This is a genomic window from Streptomyces sp. NPDC031274 (genome assembly GCF_055570235.1).
Genome location: NZ_JBVIHP010000002.1, coordinates 245970 through 270379 on the forward strand (window position 1 = coordinate 245970; position 24410 = coordinate 270379).

The 24410-nt window shown below is 70.5% G+C and carries 20 protein-coding genes and 1 pseudogene; 11 read left to right on the forward strand and 10 right to left on the reverse strand.

Going from position 1 to position 24410, the window contains the following annotated elements; genetic code table 11:
- Positions 1-35: 35 nt before the first annotated feature.
- From ACZ5CR_RS04025 to ACZ5CR_RS04040, 4 genes are all read right to left on the reverse strand, one after another.
- The gene (locus tag ACZ5CR_RS04025) at positions 36-968 is read right to left on the reverse strand and encodes a hypothetical protein (protein ID WP_468853331.1); all 933 of its coding nucleotides are present in this window, start codon (positions 966-968) and stop codon (positions 36-38) included.
- A gap of 136 nt (positions 969-1104) precedes the next feature.
- Complete coding sequence (locus ACZ5CR_RS04030) at positions 1105-2436, reverse strand: phosphatase PAP2 family protein (protein ID WP_468853879.1); 1332 nt, start codon at positions 2434-2436, stop codon at positions 1105-1107.
- Positions 2437-2769: 333 nt separating this feature from the next.
- The gene (locus ACZ5CR_RS04035; RefSeq protein ID WP_468853881.1) at positions 2770-3429 is read right to left on the reverse strand and encodes a fasciclin domain-containing protein; all 660 of its coding nucleotides are present in this window, start codon (positions 3427-3429) and stop codon (positions 2770-2772) included.
- An 81-nt stretch (positions 3430-3510) separates the two neighbouring features.
- Complete coding sequence (locus tag ACZ5CR_RS04040; protein ID WP_468853332.1) at positions 3511-5115, reverse strand: sulfite oxidase; 1605 nt, start codon at positions 5113-5115, stop codon at positions 3511-3513.
- A 299-nt stretch (positions 5116-5414) separates the two neighbouring features.
- Between ACZ5CR_RS04040 and ACZ5CR_RS04045 the strand changes: the two genes are divergently transcribed.
- From ACZ5CR_RS04045 to proP, 3 genes are all read left to right on the forward strand, one after another.
- Positions 5415-6020, forward strand: a complete 606-nt coding sequence (locus ACZ5CR_RS04045; RefSeq protein ID WP_468853333.1) for an MFS transporter — start codon at positions 5415-5417, stop codon at positions 6018-6020.
- A 72-nt stretch (positions 6021-6092) separates the two neighbouring features.
- Positions 6093-7046 (forward strand): LysR family transcriptional regulator, encoded by a 954-nt coding sequence (locus ACZ5CR_RS04050; RefSeq protein ID WP_468853334.1) that lies wholly within the window; start codon positions 6093-6095, stop codon positions 7044-7046.
- A gap of 222 nt (positions 7047-7268) precedes the next feature.
- Positions 7269-8813, forward strand: a complete 1545-nt coding sequence (proP, locus tag ACZ5CR_RS04055; RefSeq protein WP_468853336.1) for a glycine betaine/L-proline transporter ProP — start codon at positions 7269-7271, stop codon at positions 8811-8813.
- Positions 8814-8851: 38 nt separating this feature from the next.
- Here the strand turns inward: proP and ACZ5CR_RS04060 are convergent, their stop codons facing one another.
- Positions 8852-9382 carry a carboxymuconolactone decarboxylase family protein gene (locus tag ACZ5CR_RS04060; protein ID WP_468853338.1) on the reverse strand — a complete coding sequence of 177 codons (531 nt, stop codon included), beginning with the start codon at positions 9380-9382 and terminating at the stop codon, positions 8852-8854.
- A gap of 275 nt (positions 9383-9657) precedes the next feature.
- Between ACZ5CR_RS04060 and ACZ5CR_RS04065 the strand changes: the two genes are divergently transcribed.
- Positions 9658-10416: a cyclase family protein gene (locus ACZ5CR_RS04065; protein ID WP_468853883.1), complete on the forward strand. Its 759-nt coding sequence runs from the start codon at positions 9658-9660 to the stop codon at positions 10414-10416.
- Positions 10413-12080, forward strand: a complete 1668-nt coding sequence (locus tag ACZ5CR_RS04070; protein ID WP_468853339.1) for a thiamine pyrophosphate-binding protein — start codon at positions 10413-10415, stop codon at positions 12078-12080. Before ACZ5CR_RS04065 ends, ACZ5CR_RS04070 begins: the two co-directional genes overlap by 4 nt.
- 309 nt (positions 12081-12389) lie before the next feature.
- Here the strand turns inward: ACZ5CR_RS04070 and ACZ5CR_RS04075 are convergent, their stop codons facing one another.
- Positions 12390-12842: a winged helix-turn-helix transcriptional regulator gene (locus tag ACZ5CR_RS04075; protein ID WP_468853341.1), complete on the reverse strand. Its 453-nt coding sequence runs from the start codon at positions 12840-12842 to the stop codon at positions 12390-12392.
- A gap of 145 nt (positions 12843-12987) precedes the next feature.
- Here ACZ5CR_RS04075 and ACZ5CR_RS04080 point away from each other — a divergent pair, with 145 nt between their 5' ends.
- Positions 12988-14223 (forward strand): MFS transporter, encoded by a 1236-nt coding sequence (locus tag ACZ5CR_RS04080; protein ID WP_468853886.1) that lies wholly within the window; start codon positions 12988-12990, stop codon positions 14221-14223.
- Here ACZ5CR_RS04080 and ACZ5CR_RS04085 read toward each other — a convergent pair.
- Both ACZ5CR_RS04085 and ACZ5CR_RS04090 read right to left on the reverse strand, forming a co-directional pair.
- The gene (locus tag ACZ5CR_RS04085; protein WP_468853342.1) at positions 14207-15364 is read right to left on the reverse strand and encodes a hypothetical protein; all 1158 of its coding nucleotides are present in this window, start codon (positions 15362-15364) and stop codon (positions 14207-14209) included. The genes ACZ5CR_RS04080 and ACZ5CR_RS04085 overlap by 17 nt on opposite strands.
- Positions 15364-16446 (reverse strand): hypothetical protein, encoded by a 1083-nt coding sequence (locus ACZ5CR_RS04090; protein ID WP_468853343.1) that lies wholly within the window; start codon positions 16444-16446, stop codon positions 15364-15366. Before ACZ5CR_RS04090 ends, ACZ5CR_RS04085 begins: the two co-directional genes overlap by 1 nt.
- 277 nt (positions 16447-16723) lie before the next feature.
- Between ACZ5CR_RS04090 and ACZ5CR_RS04095 the strand changes: the two genes are divergently transcribed.
- Positions 16724-17635: a LysR family transcriptional regulator gene (locus tag ACZ5CR_RS04095; RefSeq protein WP_468853346.1), complete on the forward strand. Its 912-nt coding sequence runs from the start codon at positions 16724-16726 to the stop codon at positions 17633-17635.
- 97 nt (positions 17636-17732) lie between these two features.
- Here the strand turns inward: ACZ5CR_RS04095 and ACZ5CR_RS04100 are convergent.
- Positions 17733-18172 (reverse strand): annotated as a pseudogene (locus ACZ5CR_RS04100) (FAD-dependent oxidoreductase); the annotation flags it as partial.
- A gap of 92 nt (positions 18173-18264) precedes the next feature.
- Between ACZ5CR_RS04100 and hisD the strand changes: the two are divergent.
- Both hisD and ACZ5CR_RS04110 read left to right on the forward strand, forming a co-directional pair.
- Complete coding sequence (gene hisD / locus ACZ5CR_RS04105; RefSeq protein ID WP_468853348.1) at positions 18265-19626, forward strand: histidinol dehydrogenase; 1362 nt, start codon at positions 18265-18267, stop codon at positions 19624-19626.
- A 215-nt stretch (positions 19627-19841) separates the two neighbouring features.
- The gene (locus ACZ5CR_RS04110) at positions 19842-21278 is read left to right on the forward strand and encodes an amino acid permease (RefSeq protein WP_468853350.1); all 1437 of its coding nucleotides are present in this window, start codon (positions 19842-19844) and stop codon (positions 21276-21278) included.
- 39 nt (positions 21279-21317) lie between these two features.
- On the opposite strand, the gene ACZ5CR_RS04115 is transcribed toward ACZ5CR_RS04110, so the two are convergent.
- On the reverse strand, positions 21318-22316 hold the full coding sequence (locus ACZ5CR_RS04115) for a LacI family DNA-binding transcriptional regulator (RefSeq protein ID WP_468853352.1): 999 nt from the start codon (positions 22314-22316) through the stop codon (positions 21318-21320).
- 143 nt (positions 22317-22459) lie between these two features.
- On the opposite strand from ACZ5CR_RS04115, the gene ACZ5CR_RS04120 reads away from it, so the two are divergent.
- Positions 22460-23599, forward strand: coding sequence for a cupin domain-containing protein (locus ACZ5CR_RS04120; RefSeq protein WP_468853354.1), 1140 nt, complete (start codon positions 22460-22462; stop codon positions 23597-23599).
- A gap of 41 nt (positions 23600-23640) precedes the next feature.
- A complete protein-coding gene (locus ACZ5CR_RS04125; protein ID WP_468853357.1) occupies positions 23641-24360 on the forward strand; it encodes an alpha/beta fold hydrolase in 720 nt (239 codons plus the stop codon).
- Positions 24361-24410: the final 50 nt, after the last annotated feature.

Sequence of the window (24410 nt, forward strand, 5' to 3'; positions counted from 1 at the left end):
ACAAGCCCTTCGGCCCGCTCGGATCGCTGCTCGGATCAGGGCCGGGCTTCGGCCGCCGCGACGGTGGGCGGCGTTTCGGCGATGACCGCGCGGCGCAGCTGCTCCGGCTTCGGCGGGAGCAGGCGGGTGAGGTCGTAGTGGGTGCGGCCGCGGCGGTAGCTGGTGATCAGGCCGTTCTCTTCGAGGGGGAGTCCGGCCGGGCGGAGTGTGGCCCGGCCGTCGTCGTCGAGCAGTCCGGTGTGGTTGGGGCGCAGGCTGACCCAGAGTTTCGTGGTTCCGTGGGCGCGTTCGACCAGTTCCCGGCGTAGCGGAAGCCATCGGGTGAGTGCGGCGCGGCTCAGCGGTGACAGTGCGAACCAGTCGCGCTCCGTCGGCCGGCTGCTGCCGTGCTGGGGGTGCCGTTCGATGTACAGCGCGCGGTGGTCCGGGGCGAGGTGGGACAGGCGCAGTGCGACCAGTTCGCCGGAGCGTGGGGCCGTGTCGAGGATGAGGGCGAGCACCGCGGTGAGGCGGGTTAGGCCCGGTGACAGGTGGCCGGCGAGGTTCTGGTCGAGGCGGTTGCGCAGGGCTGCCAGGTCGCCGAACTCCGGTGTGGGCTGCAGCAGCACCGCGCCGCCGCCGAGGCGCAGTCCGGGCAGGCCGATCGCCTCGCGCAGCACGTCCACGCAGTGCTTTCGGGCTTCGTTGGTCGGCTGGGAGGTGGGTGGACGCCCGCCCTTGACCAGTCGTGCTCGCAGTGCGCCGGATTCCGCGATGCGGAGGTAGGGGCCGAGTGCGTCCGGTTCGAGGAGGCGGCGCAGTGAGCGACGGGCGCCGACGGGCAGTGCGTCACGTGACAGGGCCCGCAGCAGTTCGCCACGGACCATGCCGAGCTGACGGCGGCGGGCCTCGCCGACGGTCAGGTCGTCGAGGAGCCTGTCCAGCGCGGTGATCGAGCGGTACTCCGGCACCCCCCGATTCTCGCCCATGCCCTTCCCGGATCACCCCACATCCGGCAACAGGGCGAGCGTCCACCGGACAGCGACACCGCCGCGGGAGCCGAAGCGGTCGAGGAACGGTGCACCGGCGCGGCAGACCGGCGGTTCCTCATCCGGGCGGGACGACTCAGACCAGTTCGGGTTGTGGTTTCGCCTGGATGGCTGGTGCGGCCTTCGGTTCCCACAGCCTGGTGGTCCGTACGTAGCCGTAGATCACCGAGGCCATCGCCAGCAGGAGAAGCGGTCCGAACACCTCGGGATGCCTGGCCATGTCCATCGGCAGATAGCGGTACGCCACCAGGAGCGCGGCGAAGACCGTCGTGCCGTGGGCGACCAGCTGGATGCCCTGCCGGTCCCAGCCGCGGTCGAACGAGCGCAGGGCCGCCTCGACGGTGAGCGCGAACACCACGCCGACGATGAGGTCCACGCCGTAGTGGTAGCCGAAGCCCAGCGTCGCGCTGAGCGTGGCGACGAGCCAGAACGTCCCCGCGTATCGCAGAAGTCGTGGGCCCTTGCGGGAGTGGATGAAGATCGCGGTGGCCCACGCGGTGTGCAGACTGGGCACGCAGTTGCGAGGGGTGATCCCGTCGTACGGCACGGGGTGCGGGGCGCTGATCGGCGGGGGCGTGTTCGGCCACAGGTCGGCCACCGCCCACTGCACGCCGCCGGTGCCGGAGGTGCCGGGGCCGTAGGCGAAGATCGGGCCGACCACCGGGAAGATCATGTAGATGGCGGGGCCGAGCAGGCCGATGACCAGAAAGGTGCGCACCAGATGGTGGCGCGGAAAGCGGCGCTCGGCTGCCACGTTGCGCAGTTGGTAGAGGGCGACGACGATCGCGGCCACCGCGAGTTGGGCGTAGACCAGGTCGAGGACGTGGGTGGTGACCGGGCCGCTGGCCCGGAGTATCCGGCCCGCCAGCCATGACGGGTTGCCCAGTGCGTGGTCGGCGATGGCCACGTACGGGTCGAGCACGGTCGGGCGGGTCTTCGACGTGATGAGCAGCCAGGTGTCGCCGGTCTTGCGGCCGGCGACGAGGAGCAGGCCGAGGCCGACGCCCTTCAGGAGCAGGACGCGTTCCTGGCCGGTGCGGCGTGTGATCGCGATGACCGCGCAGCCCAGCATCGCCCACAGGGCGCCGTTGCCGAAGAACTGGCCCTCGGGCACCTTGGTGCCCGCCGCCCACCGCGCCAGGACGAAGATGATGTCGATGCCGATCGCGGTACCGAGCGCGATGAATCGCTGCCGCCAGGTGAGCACCACCATCATCAGCATCAGACCGCCGTACAGCGGGCCGGGTTTGGGTGCGAACAGCACCTCTCGCACCTGGTTGGTGATCGGCCCCGGTACGCCGCCGTAGTGGCGCGCGGCGATCTCAAGGGCGATGAGGAACCCGAGGGCGACCGCGACGGCCGTGGCCCACAGGATGGCCCGTGGTTGGCGCCACGCGGTGAAATTGATCTTGCGGTCTGTTCGTGAAAGCGCCCGCGAAGCCTTGGATATCAATTGTTTGACCGATTTGGTAGGCGATATTTAGATAGATGCCCCTTCGTGCCGTATGGCGTGTTTCCGCTGAAGGAAGGGTGAGGGGGCCCTCGTTGCGAGGTCGATCATGCCATCGCAAGCGGTGCGGGTGGATTCACGGTATGGGCGCGCCCGTCGCCCCCGAGGGGAATCCCTCGATGCCGAGCACCAGCAGGTGACCCACACGCGGGTGCGGGAAGGGTCTTGCGCCCCGCTCGCCGGACCGTCACCTCGTGCTCGGCCCAGAGCCCTCCCCGCACCCGCGCGTCATCACTTCTTCGGCATCAGGACCGTGTCGATGATGTAGACGTTGGCGTTGGCGGTCTTCACGTTGCCGCAGCCCACGTTGGCGGAGTCGTTGACCTTGTAGGACTCACCCGAACCCGAAGTCGTCAGCTTGGACTTCTCCAGCGTCTCGAACGATCCCTTCTCCAGGTCCTTGGGCGCCAGCTTCTGGCCCACCACGTGGTAGGTGAGGACCTTGGTGAGCATGGCCTTGTCGTTCAGGACCTTGTCCAGGTCAGCCTTGGGGATCTTCGCGAAGGCGTCGTTGGTCGGCGCGAACACCGTGAGGTCCTTGGCGTTGTTCAGGGTGTCGACAAGACCGGCCTTCTTGACCGCGGTCACCAGGGTCGACAGGTCCGGGTTGTTGGACGCGGCCGTGGCGACCGGGTCCTTGGCCATGCCGTCGAAGCTGCCCTTGCCGTCCTTGGGTACCGAGGAACAGGCCGGACCGAACGGCTCGTCCATGCTGCTGGTGTCGCCCGCGCTGTCGTTGCCCTTGTCGGTCGCCTTGTCCGAGGCGGCGGACGACTTGGAGTCCGATGACGCCTTGTCCTTGCTGTCGTCACTGGAGCAGGCGGTCAGGGCCAGCGGCAGCATCGCCGCCGCGGCGAGAACGAGGGCTCCACGACGGGTACGGCGGGTGATGGCGTTCATTTCTACTCCTTGATTGATTGCGCGTGGTGAGGGAGGGGCGGTTCCGGTTCCGGGAACAGCCGGGAAGGTCGGTCAATCCACGGTGATCACCACCGAATGCCAGCCACTGGACCCGTCGGGGATCGTGCGGGTCCGCTTCTGGGTCTGTGTCTCGCCCGTCCGGTCAGTGGCCCGGACCGTCAGGGTGTGGCCGCCGCCGGAGGTGGCTTTCCAGGGGAAGGACCACTGGCGCCAGGTGTCCCGGGTGTCCTCGGCGGCCAGATCGGCCTGCTGCCAGGCGCCGTCGTCCACGCGCACCTCGACCTTGTCGATACCGCGGTGCTGGGCCCAGGCCACTCCCGCGACCATCACGGTGTCGCCGGACTTGGGGCGGGCGAACGGCTTGGGCGTGTCGATCCGGGACTGGGTCTTGATCGGCGCCCTGCGCGCCCAGTCCCGCTTCACCCAGTACGGGTCGTAGTCGTCGAACGTGGTCAGCTCGATGTCCTGGATCCACTTGCAGGCGGACACGAAGCCGTACAGGCCGGGGACCACCATGCGCACCGGGAACCCGTGCGCGAAGGGCAGCGGCTCGCCGTTCATCCCGAGGGCGAGCATCGCGTCGCGGCCGTCCATGACGTCCTCGACCGGGCTGCCGATGGTCATCCCGTCCACGGACCGCGCGACCAACTGGTCCGCGGGACCGCCTTTCGACGGCGGCTTCACGCCGCACTGTGTCAGGAGGTCGGCCAAACGCACGCCGATCCAGCGGGCGTTGCCCACGTACGGGCCGCCCACCTCGTTCGAGACGCAGGCCAGCGTGATGTTCCGTTCGATCAGCGGCATGCGCAGCAGATCCGCGAAGGTCAGGGTCTTCTCGCGGGTGACGCCCTTGCCGTGGATCCGCAACCTCCATGCGGTCGCGTCGACTTGGGGTACCACCAGCGCGGTGTCGACTCGGTAGAAGTCCTGATTGGGCGTCATGAACGGGCTGACGTCCTTGACCCGCAGCGCCGCGCCTTTGGGAGTCGGCGGGGCGGGCGAGGCCGGGGCGGGCAGCCTGACCTGATTGCGGGAGGCGACGGCGTTCTGGCCCTGAGCGCCGTTCAGGGAGCGGCCGAGCAGACCGGCCCCCGTGGAGGCGGCTGCCGCGGCCGTCGCGGCGACGATGAACCCCCGCCGGTCCCAGCCCGTCTGCTCTTCGGATGCTTCGGATGCCTGAACCGCGTTTGCGGGGGCCTTCGCTGACCGCAGAGGCAGAGGCAGAGGCAGAGGCAGAGGCAGGCGCGGACGCGGACGCAGGCGTCCGACGAGGTAGTAGAGGAGCCCTGCTCCCACCACGGCACCGGCCACCGACGGCAGTGCGTCCGTGAGGCTCGTGGAGTCGGGTCGGCTCGTCGCGGCGAAGGCCCCGATGACGCCGAACAGGAGGACCCCGGCGGAGCCGATGCGCCGGAAGCGCGCCGCCAGCGCTCCGAGCGTCAGCGCGAGGAGGGTAAGGACGGCGAGGATGCCCAGTTGCAGGACGAGCTTGTCGTCCGTCCCGAACTGCCGGATCGCCCAGTCCTTCACCGCGGGCGGCGTGCGGTCGATCGCCGCCCCGCCCACCGCGATCACCGGGCTCGACTCCGGGCGTACCGCCACTGACACGAGCTCAGCCGTGGCCAGGGCGGAGTAACCGGCCAGCAGACCGCTCAAGGAGCCGAGCCCGCCCAGCCGGCATCTGCCCAGGTGCCTCGATGTTCTCGCTTCTTCACTCACACCCGGGATCCGGAGCGCGGGCGGGGCACGGATTGGTCCGGCACTCCTTTTGAGGGAGGAAATCTTCTGGACCAATCCGGAAGGTCCACGGATCCGAATACCCTGCCGGGCTCCTGCGGGGCACTGTCCCTGGCCGGAGGTGGGCCGACTGGGCGAGCCGCAGGACGCCGACCACTGTCGGCGCACGGTCAGCGGCTGATCGGCCTTCCGCCCCCCGCGCGTGTGCAACCCCCGAGATGATCGCGCTCGCTGCCGGCATCGCCCTGCGTCTGCAGCCCAGCCTCGTCGGCCTCTTCACCGGCACGGTCATCGTCGGCGCGTCGATCGCGATCGCCAACGTCATCATGCCCGCCGCGATCAAGCGGGACTTCTCGCGCCACGTCGGCCTGATGATGGGCCTGTACGCGACCGCGCTCTCCGTCGGCGCCGCCTTCGCCGCGGGCGCCACGGTGCCGTTGCTCTCGTTGGTCGGCGGCGGCTGGCGACCCACTCTGGCGCTGTGGGCGATCCCCGCCCTCGTCGCCTTCCTCATCCTCGTCCCGCAGCTGCGGCGCACTCCCGTCCGCGATCCCCGGACCCACGAGGTCGCCGACGCCCCGTCCGATGCGGGCGAGCCCTCCGTCCGCGCCCTGACACGCGATCCGGTCGCCATCGCCGTGACCGCGCTCATGGGTCTGCAGAGCCTGAGCTACTACGCGACCCTGACGTGGGTTCCGACCCTGTTCCAGGACGCGGGTATGGACGCGCCGCTCATGGTGCTCATCGGCCTGCTCGTCCTCCAGATGTGGGCCGGCGTGCTCGCGAGCCGTGAACGCCACGTTCTCGATGGCGGCCACGGCTGAGGGACGGCGAAGAGAAATGGGTTGCCTGCCGGGCAGCCACAACGATCGGTTGGGCACGCATAGGCTGGCGCCATGGACACCGAGGCGGTTCGATCGTTCGTCCGCGCGGCCGAGCTCGGTCAGCTGCGACACGCGGCTGACGAACTCGGCGTGACGCAACAGGCCGTGTCGAAGCGGATCGCGACGCTCGAGCGCGGACTCGACGTCCGGTTGTTCACCCGTACCGCCCGAGGGGTCGAGCTGACACTCGACGGCCAAGCCTTCCTCCCGCATGCCCGGAACATCATCGCGGGCGTCGATCGCGCCATCACCGCGATCAGACCGGGCTCGCGGGCCCTTCGGATCGACGTGCTCGGCCTGCGGTCGGCGCAGGCCGTCATCCTGCACGACTACTGGCGATCGCGTCCCGAGACCGACCTCGACGTGGTGACCCTCAGGGTCAATGACCCGCGCGTGGCGGTCGCCGCCGTCCAGGCAGGCGACATCGACGCCTCGTTCCGCACGATCACCGACCCGGCCGCGCTGCCGCGCGACGTGCGGATGATCCACGCGTTCGACTCCCCGCTGGAACTCCTCGTCGGCCCGAGACATCCGCTCGCCTCCGCACGAACACTGACGCCGGCCCAACTGCGCCGCCACCGGATCTGGGTGCCGGGTATCGCGCCACGCAGCGAATGGTCGGAGTTCTACGACCAGCTCGCCGCCGACTTCGACCTCCGCATCGACGCCGCGGGCCCGAACTTCGGCAACGAGGTGCTCCTCGACACGCTCGCCGACTCCGCGGACGTGGCCACCCTCGTGGGCACGCGCGACCGGTACATCTGGCCGACGAACCACGACATCCGCCGCATCCCGATCGTGGACCCGACGCTGGTGTACCCGATCTCGCTCATCTTCTCCAGGCCGAATCCGCACCCGGGTCTCCGGGCGGTCATCAAACACCTCAAAGGCCTGACGGCGGGCCCGGAGCCGGTCTGGCTCCCCTCCTGGGCAGTGCCGCGGTCCGACACCGAAACCCTGGACTAGAACCCCGGCGCCCGGCGGCCTCACCGAAATGACGGCCTCATCGAATGGCGGGCGGACAATTTGCCGGTCGCTCTTCGGCAGCCTAATTTTGCGGCGACACAGCTTTTTCTCAGGCAAGGGGAGAAAAGCTCCATGGTGAAAGGCCTTCCGCGCAGAACGCCCCGACGGCCCCGTGAGCCGGACACGGAATCGACGCGCACCTCACGTGCGGCGACCGACCGTATGGCACGTACGTTGCTGCGCCGCCGCAAGAAGGCACTCAGCGCCGATGACGTGATGGTCTCGGACCGTCCGAAGGTGCGGCGCGCGGTGACGGCTGCCGCGCTCGGGAACACCATGGAGTGGTTCGACTTCGGCGTCTACGCCTATTTGGCGGGCACGATCGGAAAGGTCTTCTTTCCGTCCAGTTCGCCCGGGGCCCAGGTCGTCGCCACCTTTGCCACATTCGCCGCGGCCTTTCTCGTCCGCCCGCTCGGCGGTCTCGTCTTCGGGCCGTTGGGGGACCGCATCGGCCGGCAGCGCGTGCTTGCGGTAACCATGATCATGATGGCTGCGAGCACCTTCGCCGTCGGCCTGCTGCCGTCGTACGCCTCGATCGGTTTCGCCGCCCCGCTGCTGCTGCTCGTGTGCCGCCTCGTCCAGGGCTTCTCCACGGGCGGCGAGTACGCCGGTGCCACCACCTACATCGCCGAGTACGCCCCCGACCAGCGGCGCGGCTTCCTCGGCAGCTGGCTCGACTTCGGCACCTTCGTGGGCTACTCCCTGGGTTCGGGCCTGGTGACGGTGCTCACGCTGGCCCTGGGGTCGGACGGCCTGGAGAGCTGGGGCTGGCGCATCCCCTTCTTCATCGCCGGACCGCTCGGGCTCATCGGCCTGTACATGCGGCTGAAGCTGGAGGAGACACCCGCTTTCCAGCAGGAGGCTGCCTCCGCCGCGGTGGAGCGCGGGGAGGGTGCCGAGGGCGGGGACGACGACCCCATCGAGCAAGCCCGCCAGTCGGGCAAGGGGCGGCTCAAGGAGATCTTCACCCGCCACTGGCAGGCGCTGCTGATCTGCATGGGCCTTGTGCTGCTCTACAACGTCACGAACTACATGGTGACGTCGTATCTGCCCACGTTCATGACGGCGACCCTGGGCGAGAGCGACACGACGGCGCAGTTGCTGGTGCTCGGCACCATGCTGCTGGTCGCTCTCTCCATCACCGTGGTCGGCCGCAGCTCCGACCGGTGGGGCAGACGCCCGATGTTCATGGGCGGCAGCATCGCGCTGATCGCGCTCGCCATTCCGGCGTTCCTGCTGATCAGGGAGGGCGGCATCCTCCTGCCCGCGTTCGGCTGCGCCATCCTCGGGCTGCTGCTGGTCTGCTTCGCGGGCACGGCCGCCGCGACTCTGCCGGCCCTGTTCCCCACCCGTCTGCGGTACGGCGCGCTGTCGATCGCCTACAACATCTCCGTCTCCCTCTTCGGCGGCACCACCCCGTTGCTGGCCTCCTTCCTGGTCGACAGGACCGGCAACACCCTGGTGCCGGCCTTCTACTTGATGGTGGCCGGAGTGATCGGCCTGGTCTCGACGTTCTTCCTGCACGAGACGGCAGGCCGACCGCTGCGCGGCTCAGGACCCATGGTGGAGACGGACGACGAGGCCCGCGAGATCGTGGCGCGCAGCCGTACGGAGGCAGGACGCCATGCCCGAGACCTGTGGCTGCGGCTGTGGCATCCGCGCGGGGGCGGGAACGAATCCACGAAGGCCCGTAAGCGCAAGGGGTGACGGGTGACGCCGCCGAGGCCCGCTGCGCCGAGCCAGTCTCAGACGGGCTCCTCGCCCTGGGGTGACGGGGTCCGGTCCTCGACCTTCACCTCGAAGGTATTGAGGAAATCGCAGATGAGCTGGTAGTAGCCCACGGTGATGACGAGGTCCGCGAGCTGGTTGACCGTCAGGAATGCCAGCAACTCCGCACGTGCGGCCTCGTCGAGGGTGTGCCGGGCGAGCAGCCGGTCCGTGGCGGCCAGGACGGCGGCTTCGGGTCCCGAGAGCTCCTCGGCCGAACCGGTCTCGACGGCGGCGAGCGTCTCCTCCCCGAGGCCGACGAGGCGAGCGACCCTCTCGTGGTGGTGAACCTCGTAGGCCGCTCCGTAGACATGACCGACCCGCACGATGACCAGTTCGCGCAAGGCGTCCGGCAGCGAGTTGCGCTGCAGGACCGACTCCCCGAGCGTCAACAGGCCCGGCGCCAGGGCCGGTGAGTGCATCATCATCCGGAAGACATTGAGCGAACCGTTGGCACGCACGGCCTCCTGCAGTTCCACGGGCAGTGTGGAGAGATCCGGATACTCCATGTCGGCTCCGTTCGGGAAGTTCGGCAAGTTCGGCAAGTTCGGGAAGTTCGGCGAGGGCAGTGGGCTGCGCGGGCCGAGAGCCCGCATGTGGTGCGGGCGAGCCTATGGGACCTCCGCCTCCGGTCCGCGCCCGGGCGCTTGTGCGGGACTGCCGGTGCCTTCAGGATGCAGGCATGCCTGAGCCAACGTCAGCGCCAACGTCAGCATCAGCATCAGCATCAGAAGCAGCGTCGGGGTCCTCGTCACCCTCCGTTCTCGCCGCCTTGGTGGCGGGGCTGCGTGGTGGCGCGATCGAAGTCGTCGACCTCACCGCTCCGTTGTCGTCCACCACGCCCGTCCTCGAACTGCCGCCCCAGTTCGGGCAGACCAAGGTGTTCGAGCTGGAGGAGATCAGCCGGTACGACGACCGGGGGCCCGCCTGGTACTGGAACAACTTCCGCACCGGCGAGCACACCGGCACGCACTTCGACGCCCCCAACCACTGGGTCACCGGCAAGGATCTCGCGGACGTCGCCTCGGTGCCCGCCCACCAGCTCGTGGCGCCCGCGGCGGTGCTCGACGTCACCGACGAGGTCGCCAAGGACCCCGACTTCCTCATCGAGGTGGAGCACCTGCAGGCCTGGCAGAACCGGCACGGCGCGCTGCCCGACGGCGGGTGGCTCCTGGTGCGGACCGGGTGGGACAGCAGGTCGTACGCGCAGGAGCCGTTCCTCAACGCCGACGAGAACGGTCCGCATACGCCGGGCCTGTCCGCCGCGTGCGCCCGCTGGGTGGCCGAGGAGTCGCCGGTGGCCGGGCTCGGCGTGGAGACGGTGGGCACCGACGCGGGCCGGGCGCCCACGTTCGAGCCCGCGTTTCCCTGTCACTCGTACCTCATGGGCAGCGGCAAGTACGGCCTGACGCAGCTCCAGAACCTGGGGCAGCTGCCGCCGACCGGCGCCGTCGTGATCGCCGGGCCGCTGCCCATCGTCTCGGGCTCGGGGGCTCCCGCGCGGGTCCTCGCTCTCGTCGAACGGGCGGGGCGGCAGTCGTGAAGGTCGCCGAAGCGGTCGGGCGGGCCCTGGTCGCGGCTGGGGTCGGGCAGGTCTTCGGCGTGGTGGGCTCCGGCAACTTCCACGTCACCAACGCGATGGTGGCGGCGGGGGCGCGGTTCGTCGCGGCGCGCCACGAGGGCGGCGCCGCCACCATGGCCGACGCGTACGCCCGGGTGAGGGGCGCCGTGACGGTGGTCAGCGTGCACCAGGGGTGCGGGCTCACGAACGCCCTCACCGGGATCGGCGAGGCGGCCAAGAGCCGTACGCCTCTCGTCGTTCTCGCGGCGGAGGCCACAGAGCCGCGCTCCAACTTCCATGTGGACCAAGGCGCGTTGGTGGAGGCGGTCGGCGCTCGGAGCGCCCGCGTGACGTCGGCGGCGGACGCCGTCGCGCAGGCGTCGGCCGCCGTGCGCCGGGCCGCCCACGAGCGGTGCACGGTCGTGCTCAACCTCCCGCTCGACGTACAGGCACTGGACGTCGCACCTGATGTCGCGGACCCCGACCGGGCCCTGGCCGCCGTCGTACCCCCGCCCCCGCGCCCCGCCGTCGAACCCGCCGCCGACGACATCGCCGCCCTCGCCGAGATCCTCGCGCACGCCGAGCGCCCGGTCTTCGTCGCCGGACGCGGCGCGCGCGGCCCCGGCTGCCGCCGGGCGGTGGAGGCGCTCGCCGAGCGCTGCGGTGCGCTGCTCGCGACGTCGGCGGTGGCCCGCGGTCTGTTTCAGGGCAACCCGTGGTCGCTCGATGTGGCGGGCGGGTTCTCGTCCCCGCTCGCCGCCGAGTTGATCCAGGGCGCCGACGTGATCGTGGCCCTGGGCTGCTCGCTGACCATGTGGACGACGCGGCACGGCCGCCTCATCGGCCCTGACACGACCCTGGTCCAGGTCGACGACGACCCCACGGCGCTCGGCGCGCACCGCCCCGTCCACCTCGGAATCACCGGCGACGTGCTCCGCACGGCACAGAAGACGCACACCGCGCTGGAGAACAACGGCGGCGGCAGCCGTGGCTTTCGCACTTCCGACACCGCTGACGCGCTGGCCGCCCGACTGAAGTGGCGCGACATCCCGTACGACGACACCGGCACCCGCGACCGCATCGACCCGCGCACGCTCAGCATCGCCCTCGACGACATCCTTCCCGCGCGGCGGGTGATCGGCGTCGACTCGGGCAACTTCATGGGCTATCCGACGATGTACCTCTCCGTCCCCGACGAACAGGGCCTCTGCTTCACACAGGCCTTCCAGTCCATCGGCCTCGGCCTCGCCACCACGATCGGCGCGGCCCTGGCCCGCCCGGACCGGCTCGCGGTGGCCGCGCTCGGCGACGGCGGGGCGCTGATGAGCGCCGTCGAACTCGACACGGTGCGCAGGCTCGGACTGCCCATGGTGATCGTCGTCTACAACGACGACGCGTACGGAGCGGAGGTGCATCACTTCGGCCCGCACGGATTTCCGCTCGGCACGGTCGAGTTCCCGCCCACCGACATCGCCGCCGTGGCCCGCGGCTACGGCTTCGAGGCGGTGACCGTACGCACGCCCGCCGACCTGAAGGCCGTACAGGACTGGGTCGCGGGCCCGCGGACCGCACCGCTGCTCATCGACGCCAAGGTGGTGCGGGAGCAGGGGGCTTGGTGGCTGGAGGAGGCGTTCCGCGGACACTGAGCGGTCTGTCGGGACACTGAGCTGTCAGTCGGGACACTGAGCGGTCAGTCGACACTGAGAGGTCCATGGGCTCAGCCCCTCGGTCTGGTTCAGCCTCCGGCCTGGCTCAGCCCTTCGGGTGCGTACCCGGCGTGTGGCCGAAGGCGCGGCGGAAGGTGTCAATGAACTGGGTGCCCACTGCGGGAACGTCATGCCGAAGTCGCCGCGGAACGGCCGCGACAGGGTGCGATCGCGGAACGGCCGCGACAGGGTGCGGTCGGTGTGGGCAGGCGCAGAGGCTCTAGGGGTGCGGCGCGTGGATGAGGACGATCACTGGGCGGAGATCTTGTGGACGGTGGTGTCGTCGGGGTTCAGCCGCCGCCCGTCCTCGGACAGCACTTCCAGTGTGCGGAGTTGTTGTCCCCGCCGGCGGTCGACCAGCTGTGAGTGCGGTTCGTCGGGGGCGAAGAAGTTCTCTTCGCCCCACTGCCGCAGTGCCACGATGACGGGGAAGAGCGCCTTGCCCTTCGGCGTCAGTACGTACTCGCGGTAGGCGCTGCCGTCCGATGCGGGGACGGATTCGAGGACACCGCCGGCGACGAGGGTGCGCAGGCGCGCGGTGAGGATGTTCTTCGCCACGCCGAGACCGCGCTGGAACTCCCCGAAGCGACGGCTTCCGTCGAAGGCGTCCCGCACGATCAGCAGGGACCACCAGTCGCCGATCGCGTCCACCGACCGGGCGACCGGACATTCGCTGTCGTCGAAGCGCGTCCTGGTCACCATGGCTTCCCTCACTCTCACATCGGCGCGACGGCCAACCGCCTGACGGTTGCAACATGCTACCAAAAAGGGCTAGCGTCGCCGTCACTTATTGGTGGCAAGATGAAACCAGAAATGCGGGGGAGTGCCCATGCCTGTGCCCACGCCCATGTCCAAGCCCATGTCCAAGCCCGAAAACGGTGCGGGTTCCGAGTCCGTCCTGTCCCGTGGCGTCGTCCTGCTGTTCGCCGTCGCCTGCGGGGCCACGGTGGCCAACGTCTACTTCTCGCAGCCGCTCCTGGTGACCATGGGCCACGACCTCGCCATGAGCCCGGCGCTCGTCGGCAGCGTGGTCACCCTCACGCACATCGGATACGGCCTCGGCCTCTTCTTCCTCGTACCGCTGGGCGACGTGGCCGACCGCAGACGGCTCATCGTCACCCAACTGCTGCTCCTGATGGCGGCGTTGATCGTGGTGGCCGTCGCCCGCACGGCGGCGACCCTGCTCGCGGGCATGGCGGCGACAGGGCTTCTCGCGGCCGTCACACAGACGTTGGTGGCCTTCGCGGCGGCACTGGCACCTGCCGCCGGGCGCGGCCGGGTCGTCGGCCTGGTCACCAGCGGTGTGGTCATCGGAATCCTGCTCGCCCGCACCGCATCCGGCCTCATGGCCGATCTCGCGGGCTGGCGCTCCGTCTACCTCGCCTCGGCGTCGCTCACCGCGCTGCTCGCCCTGGTCCTGCATCGGGTACTGCCCCGCCGAAGCGACGCACCGCCGACGACCACCCTGCGCTACGGGCAGCTCCTGCGCTCCACGATCACCCTGTTCGCACGAGAGCCACTGCTGCGGCGCCGGGCTCTGTTCGGGCTGCTGATCTTCGCCGCCTTCAGCACCTTGTGGAGCAGCGTCGCGCTGCCGCTCAGCGAAGCCCCGTACTTCCTTCCCCACAGCGCGATCGGGGCGCTGGGCCTCATCGGTGTCGCCGGTGCCCTGGCCGCGACCGTGGCGGGCCGCCTGAACGATCGCGGCCTCTCCCGGCGGACCACCGGAATCGCCCTGACACTGCTCGCCGCGTCGTGGCTGCCCCTGGCCCTCACCCGCAGCTCGCTCTGGGCCCTGGTCGCCGGGGTGATCCTGCTCGACCTCGCCGTGCAGGCCGTCCACGTCACCAACCAGACCCTGATCTACGCGTTGCACCCGGACGCGGGCAGCCGGCTGATCGGCGGATACATGGTCTTCTACTCGATCGGCAGCGCGACCGGCGCCATCGCCGCGACCTCCCTGTACGCGGCGGCAGGCTGGGGCGCCGTATGCGCACTGGGTGCCGCGTTCAGCTGCCTCGGGCTCGTGCTGTGGGCGCTGACCCGGGCGGAGGCGGCGACCGGTGTCATGCGGGCAGCTTGATCCGCAGGGGTCCGCAGCCGATGCGATCCGCTTCCTCGGCCACATAGCGGGGCAGGAGCGTGCGGATGTCGGCGGCGCGTTCCGTGCCGTCGGCCCGGATGAGGAAGGTGACGTCGCCGGTCTGGCACTCGGCCTGGAAGAGGCCGAAGTCGTCCCGCAGGAAGCCCGTCCCCGGGGCGCCGCCCACAGCCCTGACCTTGGGGCCGCCCTTGAACTTCAGGCCCGTGTAGAGCGCCGCGAGACGCGGGTCCTCGACCGTCATGAGCCGCAGCCGGGGGTGCCCGAAGAGCACGTCGCGGTCGCAGGTCCGTACGGGACCTGCGCCTGCCGTCACCACCGGCGGATTGAACTTGTCGGCCTCCCGGACGCCCTCCAGGCGCAGCCCCTTGATACCGCAGAACGCGTCGGGCTTCTCGCCCTTGAAGCGGGTGGGCGCGGGCAGCTCGTCCGCGGGGTCCTTCACCTCGCCCTTGCACCCCTGCTCGGCCATGTAGCCGTTGACGAGCCGGACCACGGCGCTGGTGAGCCGCGCGCGTTCACCGGCGTCGACCTCGTCGTCGTAGGGCGTCCAGCCCGCGTCCATGTCGACCACCAGGGGGCCGTCGCCGTCCGACTGCCTGCCGACGCAGCCCTCCGGAACCGCCAGCCACGCGCGCGTGTCCGACGACATGCCCAGGAGCCCGCCGCCCAGCGGGACCATCCGCGCGGACAGGTACTCGTCGGCCCACTTGTCGCCCGAGCCGCCGAACCGGGTGTCGAGTTGGTGGACCTGGGCCGTGACCCGCCGCCCGCGCGGCGACTTCAGGCGGCACACGCCGGACGGCCCTTCGGAGAAGATGCTGTCCGAGGCGACGGGCACGTCCGACGCCTCGATGTCCCGCTTACCGGCGAACAGATCCGCCACGTCGTCGTCGCTCAACATGCCCCAGCACGCCGACTTCGCCTCGAAGGGGCCCGCCTGTGCCTGCCAGGCCACTGCGGCCCCGCCGATCAGCGCCCCGGCGACAGCGGCGGCGACCGCCGGCCGCAGCCGCCCGCGCGTGAGACTCCGCCAGTGCCACCAGGGGCGGACCGGCTCCGGGGCCGCGGCAGCCGTCGTCCCGCCCTTCCCGTCCGTCTCGGGTATCTCCGCCTCGGTCATCAGCGCTCTCCCTCGGTTCCCGCGGACGCGGCGGGCGCGACAGCCGCGCACCCCAGCCGCTGCGCCACCGCGGTGGTGAACGCGGCGAACTGCCCCTTGGCCGCGTACGCCGGTGCGCCCAGCATCAGGAACGTCGTCGGGCGCCCCGCGCACTGGGCCCGCACGACCTGATGGCCCGACTTCAGGACACCCTTGCCCCGCCAGCCACGCGCGGGCGGCTTGTCGCCCGTCACGTCCTTGAGGAGCGCGTCGAACCGGGGGTGCGCGACCATCAGGGCGTCGAGGTACTCCACGTCCGCGCGGCCGATCCGTACGGAGCAGGACTGCATGTCGTCGGTGACCGCGCCCACCTGATAGGTGGCCGACAGCTCCGACTCCCTGTCCAGGTCCAGGTCGAGGCCGTTGATGCGGCACGCCGGATCGGAGTAGAAGGTCTCACTCTTCTCCGGCAGCGTGAGCACGGGCGATGTGGTGCGCAACGGCTCCGCCGAGGCGCAACCCGCCTTCTCCATCCCCTTGTTGGCCGCCTTCACCAGGAGTTCGGTCACCGCGCGCGAGCCGCCGAGGTCGGGGGAGCGCTCGACCACGTCGTCGGGCTCCTGCCGCGCCTGCGCGTCGAGGGTGACCGCGGTGGGGCGGCCGTCGCGGGTGTCGCACCGCTTGGGAAGGACCAGCAGCCCGCGCGTGCCGTCGACGGCGCCGGGCAGCCCGTCGGGCAGTGGCATCGCGCCGTCGCCGAGGTGGTTGTTGAGCCACGTCAGACGGGTGTCCGCGCCCTTCGGAGCCCTGCCGTACCGCACCGTGAGGGTGGTGTTCTGGACGATCTCGTCGCCGGAGTAGACGTGGCTCGAGTGCACGGTCAGGGTGCACGAGCCCGTCGGCTTCCCCGATGTCGGCGGCGTCTCCTCGGACGTACGACTGCGTGCGTCGTCGCCCGAGAACGCGGCGTCACCCAGCATGTCGGGCCCGCTGTCCTGCTCCCAAGCGCCCCAGCAGTACTGGTCCTTGGTGGCCAAAGGGCCCTGGAACGCCCAGGTTCCGACCCCCGCCACCAGAACGACCAGCACGGCGCCCGACGTCACGGCCCGGCGCCGTGTGCGTATGAGCCCGCGTCCAAATGAGCGTGCGCGGCCGAACCGACCCGCCCGGCTTTCCCCCGTCACCGCTGCTTCCTCTTCCCCGCCTCGCCCGATGTGGTCGTTGATCGTATCCAGTTGAACCACTGCTCCTGAGCACAGGGGGTCTCGGCGTTTTCTAAGGTGCGGACATGCACAGAACACCGCCCCGCCCCGCCGCTTCACCCGCTTCAGGGCCCCGCAGCGGCCGCCTCTCGGTATCCGTCACGAAGGGGAGTGCGGCATGACGCTCAATCAGCTGCGGGCCTTCGTCGAGGCCGAACGGCTCGGATCCTTCACCGCCGCCGCACAGGCCATGGACATCGCCCAGGCATCCGCGTCCGAGCTCGTCCGACGCCTGGAGACAGAGCTCGAGGCGGAGCTGTTCCTGCGCGGCAGCCGCACCCTGACCCTGACCTCGGCCGGGCGCGAACTGCTGCCGTACGCCCAGGAGGCCCTGGCCGCGGCGGACGGCGGGACCCGGGCCGTGCACTCCCTGGGATCCCTCGGTGGCGGCACCGCCACCTTCGGGGTGCTGCGCAACGCCGACTACTACCTGCTCTCCAACCTCGTGCAGATGTTCCACGCGCGGTACCCGGCCGTCCGCGTACGGCTCGTGGGCCAGAACTCCGCCGAGACCGCCCTGGCCGTCGCGGCGGGTCAGATCGAGGCGGGCCTGGTCGTCCTGCCCATCGACGACGAGGGGCTCGCCATCACGCCCCTCATGCGGGACGAAGTGCATTACGTCAGCGCGAGCGCCGAACGCACCAGCGCCCCCGTGAGCATCGAGGCCTTCGCGCGGGCGCCTCTCGTGCTGTACGACGCGCACTACGGCTGGAAGGACCCCACGCGGCGCCAGCTCGCCGAACGCGCCCAGCTCGCCGGAGCCCGTATCGATCCCCTCATCGAGCTCGAACGCGTCGAAGCGGCACTGGAGTTGGCGGCGGCCGGAGTCGGCGACACGATCGCGAGCCGGGCCGTGATCGCCAGTCCTTCCTTCCCCGCAGGACTGCACACCGCGCCCTTCGCCGAACCCCTCTACGACACCATCGCGCTCGTCAGACGCCGCGGCCGTCCGCTGTCCCGCGCCACCCGCGAACTCGCCCGCCTCGCGGAGGACACCATCCGCGAGATCGGCAACGGCCTGCCGACCTGAACCGGCTCCGGACTGCTCTTTCCGATTCCAGGCCCTCGCGCTCGTCCAGGCCCGCGTGCTGGTTCAAGCCCGTCTGCCGGTCCGAGTTCGTCTGCCGGTCCGGGTCCGTGTGCCGGTCCAGCTCCACGCGGAACTGGGCGTACGTCTTGACGTGGCCGCCGCTGTTGCGCTGGGCGACGAGCCCGCGGTCCACGCCGTACACGGCCACGGAACCGTCGCCGACCAGCCGGGCGAGGTCGGGGTGGTGGGTGTCGACATCGTCCAGGGAGGTCTCGACCATGGTGACGCCGGTGTACTGCGGTGTCACGGACGAGAGGGTTGGGCGGACCCGGGACCAGGCACCGTCCGCGCCGATCACGAGGTCGAACGTCTCCTGTCGCCCGCCCGCGAAATGGACCAGCACTCCATCGGGGCTGTCCGGCACCACCTCCGTCACGTCACGTCCCGCCCCCACTGAACGTCCAGAGGACCGAGCAACAGGTCGCGGAGGTGCCCGCGGTCGATCTCGGGATTGGCCTGCTCATCCGGAGGCCGTCTTTCCAAGTCTTCCATGCCACAGGGAAACCCTGTGGCATGTGCAGGAATCGCCCCTCTAGTCCTGTGGAACAGCCACGCCTACCGTCCCGGGTATGCAGATCACGCACGACGAACAGAAGACCCTTGCTCCCTTCCAGTGGCTCAAGAAGCCGGAGGTCGACGGTCCCCCCGCCCAGCGCGACCCCAAGGTGGTCGAGCGCGTCTCCCAGATGCTGAAGGAGATCGAGAGCAAGGGCATGGACGCGGTCCGCGCCTACGGCCAGGAGCTGGACGGTTGGTCCGGCGATCTCGAGATCGGGGCCGCCGAGCTCAAGAAGTCGGGGGACGCCTTGCCCGCCGACGTCCGCACCGCCCTCGAAATGGGCTACGAGCGCACGCACCGCTTCGCCTCCGCACAGCGCGAGCACCTGACCGACTTCGAGATCGAGCTCGCCCCCGGTGTGGCGGGCGGCCAGCGCTACGTCCCGGTGTCCCGGGTCGGCGCCTACCTCCCGGCGGGTCGATTCCCCCTCCTTGCCAGCGCCTTCATGACCGTGGGCGTCGCCAAGACGGCCGGTGTCCCCACCGTGGTGGCGTGCACCCCGCCGTCGGGCGAGCACGGCGCACACCCGGCCGTGCTCTACGGCGCCTACCTGTCCCGGGCCGACCGGGTCTTCGCCGTCGGCGGCGTCCAGGCCCTCGGCGCGATGGCGTTCGGCCTGCTTGGCGAGGCTCCCGTCGACATGCTCGTCGGCGCCGGGAACGCCTTCGTCACGGAGGCGAAGCGGCAGCTCTTCGGGCAGGTCGGGATCGACCTCCTCGCGGGCCCGTCCGAGGTGGCCGTCATCGCCGACGACACCGCCGACCCGGTCTGGGTGGCCGCGGACCTGCTCGGCCAGGCGGAGCACGGCCCGAACTCCCCGGCCGCGCTGATCACCACATCGGAGAAGCTGGGCCGGGCGGTCGTCGCGGAGATGGACCGCCAGCTGGAGACCCTCGCCACCCGTGACATCGCCGGACCCGCCTGGCGCGACTTCGGCTCCGTCATCGTCGTGCGCGACCGGGACCAGGCCGTCGCCGTGTCGGACATCCTCGGCCCCGAGCACCTGGAGATCCAGACGGACGACGACGACTTCTACCTGAACAACCTCACCAACTACGGCTCCGTCTTCCTGGGCCCCTGGTCCACCGTCGCCTACTCCGACAAGGGCATCGCGGGCACGAACCACGTGCTGCCGACCGGCAAGACGGCGCGCTACAACGCGGGCCTCTCCGTATCCCGCTTCCTCAAGCCCCTCACGTACCAGCGGGCCGTGAAGGAAGGCACGGCCTCCCTCGCGCCTGCCGTCGAACGGATCTCCGCCTTCGAGGGCCTCGCCGCCCACGGCGCGACCGCCACGATCCGGATCGACCGGATCGGCCGTACGTCCGGAGCGTTCGACGCCGTCCCCGAAGCCCTGCGCGAGCAGCTCTGATCCAGCGCTGAGCCCAGCTCTCCGCCTCGCCCCCCGTGTCTGCGCCTCGCCCCCGTGCCGGATCGGGCCGGGGGCGAGGGGGCGAGGCGGCGCCCGGCGCCTGGAGCATCACCCGTGACCGCCCGCCGGGCCGCTACCGGCGTCGACCGCCCGGGACGAGTGAGTACCGTCCTGTACCAAGGGCACCCGCGCTCCCACTCCCCGAGGATCTCCCCATGCACCACCCCTTGCCCGACCCAGCCCCCTCGGCTGCGGGCCCCGCACTCCAACAGGGCCTCAAGGGCCGCCAGATCACCATGATCTCCATCGGCGGAGTGATCGGAGCCGGACTCTTCGTCGGCTCGTCCACCGCCGTCGCGGCCGCAGGGCCCGCCGTTCTGATCTCGTTCCTGCTGGCCGCCGCCCTGGTGGTGCTCGTCATGCAGATGCTCGGGGAGATGGCCGTCGCCCATCCCGACACCGGCTCCTTCTCCACCTACGCGGACCGCGCGCTCGGCCGCTGGGCGGGCTTCTCCATCGGCTGGCTGTACTGGTGGTTCTACATCCTCGTCATTCCCATCGAGGCCATCGCCGCGGGCGAGGTCATCGCGGGTCTCACCTCGGTGCCGAGCTGGATTCCGGCTCTCGCCATGATCGCCCTGCTCGCGGGCAGCAATCTGCTCGCCGTCCGCAACTACGGCGAGTTCGAGTACTGGTTCGCGCTCCTGAAGGTCATCGCGATCGTCGCCTTCCTCGTGCTCGGCGCGCTCGCGATCTTCGGGGTCCTGCCGGGATCGGACACTCACGGCGTGTCGCATCTGTGGAGCGACGGAGGGTTCGCCCCCAAGGGCGGGGTGGCCGTGCTCGCCGGCCTGCTCACGGCGATGTTCAGCTTTCAGGGCAGCGAGATCGTCACGATCGCCGCTGCCGAGTCCGAGGAACCGAAGAAGAACATCAAGAAGGCCGTACGTGCCGTCGTGTGGCGCCTCGGACTCTTCTACGTCGGCTCGATCTTCGTGGTCGTCAGTTTGGTGCCGTGGAACTCCGACGCGCTCGCCGACGGCTCCTACCAGGCGGTCCTCGACCGGATGAACATCCCGGGCGCCGGGCTGATCATGGACGTGGTGCTCGTCGTGGCGGTGAGCAGCTGCCTCAACTCGGCCATCTACACCGCATCGCGCATGGCGTTCTCCCTCGCCCGCCGCCAGGACGCCCCGGCGGCCCTCGCCGCCACGTCGGCGTCCGGTGTGCCGCGCAACGCGGTCGTCGCCTCGACCGTCATCGGCGTCGCCGCGGTGATCGCCAACTACCTTCTGCCGAGCGTCTTCACGTACCTCATCGCGTCCAGCGGCGCGATCGCCCTGATGATGTACATGGTCATCGCCATCACCCAGTACGCCACACGCCGCAAGGAGCCCGAGCCGGGTGAAGTGCGGATGTGGGCGTTCCCGTATCTGACCCTCGCCACGATCGCCTTCATCGCCGGGGTGCTTGTCCTCATGGCGGTGCTGCCCGGCCACCGCCTCGAACTCTGGCTCTCCCTGGCCCTGGCCGCGATCCTGGTCACCGTCGGAGTCCTGCGACAGCGGCGGCACGGCGACCGGTCCTCAGGCAAGACGGGCGAGACAGGCGAGACGGGCGAGACCAGCCCCTCATTGGCGGGTCTTGGGTGAGAGGCTCAGAGGGCTCAGAGGGCTCAGAGGGCTGAGAGGTCAGGGGAGCCGGGCGTGCGTGGCCCGGGGCACGAACTCCGTCGGCAGGACGAGGCGTTCACCCTTGGGATCGGCGTCGCCGTCGATGCGCCGCACCAGCAGGCGCGCCGCCTGACGCGACAGTTCCCGCAGGTCGTGCCGGACCGTGGTCAGCCGGAACACCTCCCAGGCCGCCATCGGGAGGTCGTCGAAGCCGATCACGGTCAGGTCGTCGGGGACCCGGAGCCCGGCCGCGAGTGCCGCGTTCAGGACGCCGATGGCGACCACGTCGTTGCCGCAGAAGACCGCCGTGGGCGTCTCGGCCGCGTCGAGCAGATGGGGCAGCGCCCGGTACCCGGTCTCGTACTCGAAGGCGCCGCGCACCACCCGGTCCTCCGGCAGGCCGATGCCCGCGTCGGCCAGGGCGAGCCGGAAGCCCAGCTCGCGTTCGCGTCCCGTCGTCGTGTTGGCCGCGCCGAAGATGCCCGCGATCCGCCGGTGTCCGAGCTCGGCGAGGACATGGGCGACCTGGCGTCCGCCGCCCTCGTTGTCGACGACGGACGCGTAGTCGCCGCGGCCGCCGGTGTCGCGGTTGAGGAACACGTACGGCATGCCACGGCGGTCGAGCTGGGCCGGGAGCCGGGACTCGGTGGTGGCCGTCGCGAGCACCACGCCGTCCAGGGACTGATCCAGGAGCTTCTCCTCGGCCACCGCCTCGTCGGAGCGCTCGGTGAGCAGCATCATGCGGTAGCCCAGGAGCTGAAGCTCGTCGTGCAGGGGCGCGATGACATGCGGGTAGAACGGGTTCGTCAGGTCGGTCACGATCACCCCGATGCGCCGGGTCGACCGGGTCGACAGGGTGCGGCCCGCCTCGCTCGGCACGTAGTTCAGCGCCTGTGCCGCCTGCCGGACCTTCTCGCGGGTCGCCGCGGAGACGCGGTGGTCGTCCCGCAGGGCGCGGGAGACCGTCGGCTGCGAGACACCGGCCAGCCTCGCCACGTCATGACTCGTGATCGCCATCGGGCCTCTCCTCGTCGACCGGTCCGCCGCCCCGGCGTCCTGCTTCTCAGTATACGTATGCCCTACCCCTTGACATTGCTGAGTACGGAACCTGACATTGAATGCATACGTATTCCAAGCGTGTGTCCGTCGAAGGAGCTGCCATGAACGATGCCGTCGTGTCCACCGCCGAGCTGGGGCGCCGCACGGTGCGCCGCAGCGACTTCGTCTCCTGCAACCAGGCCTTCATCGACTGCCGTACGCCGGGCTCCGACCGGAAGGAGAACTACGCGATGATCGGACCCGGCGTCTCGCAGGCCGCGGGCCAGCACGTCAACCTCCGGCTTCCGCACGGCTACAACATCGGCGCGGCCGCCATGCCCCACGGCATCACCAACAATCTCCACCTCCACTACACGGCCGAGGTGTTCGTCTGCACCGAGGGCGAGTACCTGCTGCGCTGGGGCGCCGACGGCACCCAGGGAGAGCTCCTCCTCAAGGCCGGGGACATCGCCTCCGTCCCCACCTGGATCTTCCGCGGCTTCACCAACACGGGGCCTGACGACGGCTGGATGTTCACCGTCCTGGGCATGGACCACACCGGCGGCATCATCTGGGGCCCGTCCGTCCTGCGCGAGGCCGAGGGCCACGGCCTGTACCTGACCGCCGACAACCAACTGATCGACACGGTCGCCGGTGACGAGATCGCGCCCGGCACCGAGCTGACCGAGCCGATGACCCAGGAGTACATCGACCGCCTGCGCCACTACGGCGTCGACGAGATGAAGCGCCGTGTCGCCGCCGCCGACGAACTTCTCTGGTCCGAGCGGCCCTTCCTCGACAGCACCCTGCCGGGCGGCGGCGTACAGCTGAGCTGCGTCATCGGGTACGGCATGACCGAGGACCCGCACCAGGAACCCCGGATCTTCAACCCGCACGGACACAACGTCGCCTGGCTGCGCGCCGAGCCCGGCCAGGGCGTGTCCCTCCACCGGCAGCACGAGACGCAGACGCTGATCGTCAAGGACGGTCTGTGGGAGGTCACCCTCAACCGCACCGACCCCGTCTCCGTACGGCTCGGCCCGCGCGACATGCTCTCCGTGCCGCAGGACGCCTGGCGCACCCTGCGCAATGTCGGCGACGAGCGGGGCGACCTCATGGTCGTCAACTCGGGTGACGGCCGCGTCCGCCTGGAGTGGGACGAGGAGGTCTCCAAGTGCGCCGCCGACGCGGGCCTCGGCATCGACCACAACGGTTACGTGGCCCCGTACGCGCTGCTGCCCCGCTCCGCGCGCCGCTGGTGACCACGGTGCCCCGCCCCGAACCGTCCGGCCCGCTACCGCCGATGCCGATGCCACTCCCGATCGTGGTGGTCCCCGGCATGCTGTGCGACGCGAGCCTGTGGTCGGATGTGGCCCTCCCCGAGGGCCGTACGGACCTGGTCCGTCACCTCGCACTGGAGAAGCCGGACATCGGCGCCCTGGCCGACGATCTGCTCTCCTGCGTGTCCGGGCCGTTCGTCGTGGTCGGGCTCAGCCTCGGCGCCATCGTCGCGTTCGAGGCGCTGCGAAGGTCCCCGGAACGGATCGCCGGACTCTGCGTCATGTCGACGAACGCGGGAGCGCCACGCCCCGAGCAGTACGCGGCCTGGCGCGCGATGGACGACCTGATCACCGAGGGCCGGTTCGCGGACGTCGTCGAACAGACACTGCCCGGCATGTTCCCCACCCCCCGGCCGCCGAGCGGGGCGGCCGAACGCTACCGGCGCATGGCGCACGCCGTGGGCCCCGGGGCCGCGCGCGCCCAACTGGCCGCCCAGGCGACCCGCGCGGACGCGGTCGGCGCACTGTCCGGCGCCCGGTGCCCGACCGTGGTCCTGTCCGGGACCGATGACGCGCTGTGCCCGCCGGACTTCCACCGGGCGATCGCTCGGGCCCTGCCGGACGCCGAACTGCGCGAGATCCCGGGGGCGGGGCACCTCCTGCCGTGGCAGCGGCCTTCCGCCGTCAGTGACGCGCTGCGGGACCTGCTCGCGCGGGTGCCCGCCGTACCCCCGGCCGCCTGAGCCGCACCCCTCGGCCCGCTGCCCTCCTCCTGAACATCGCAACACCACCC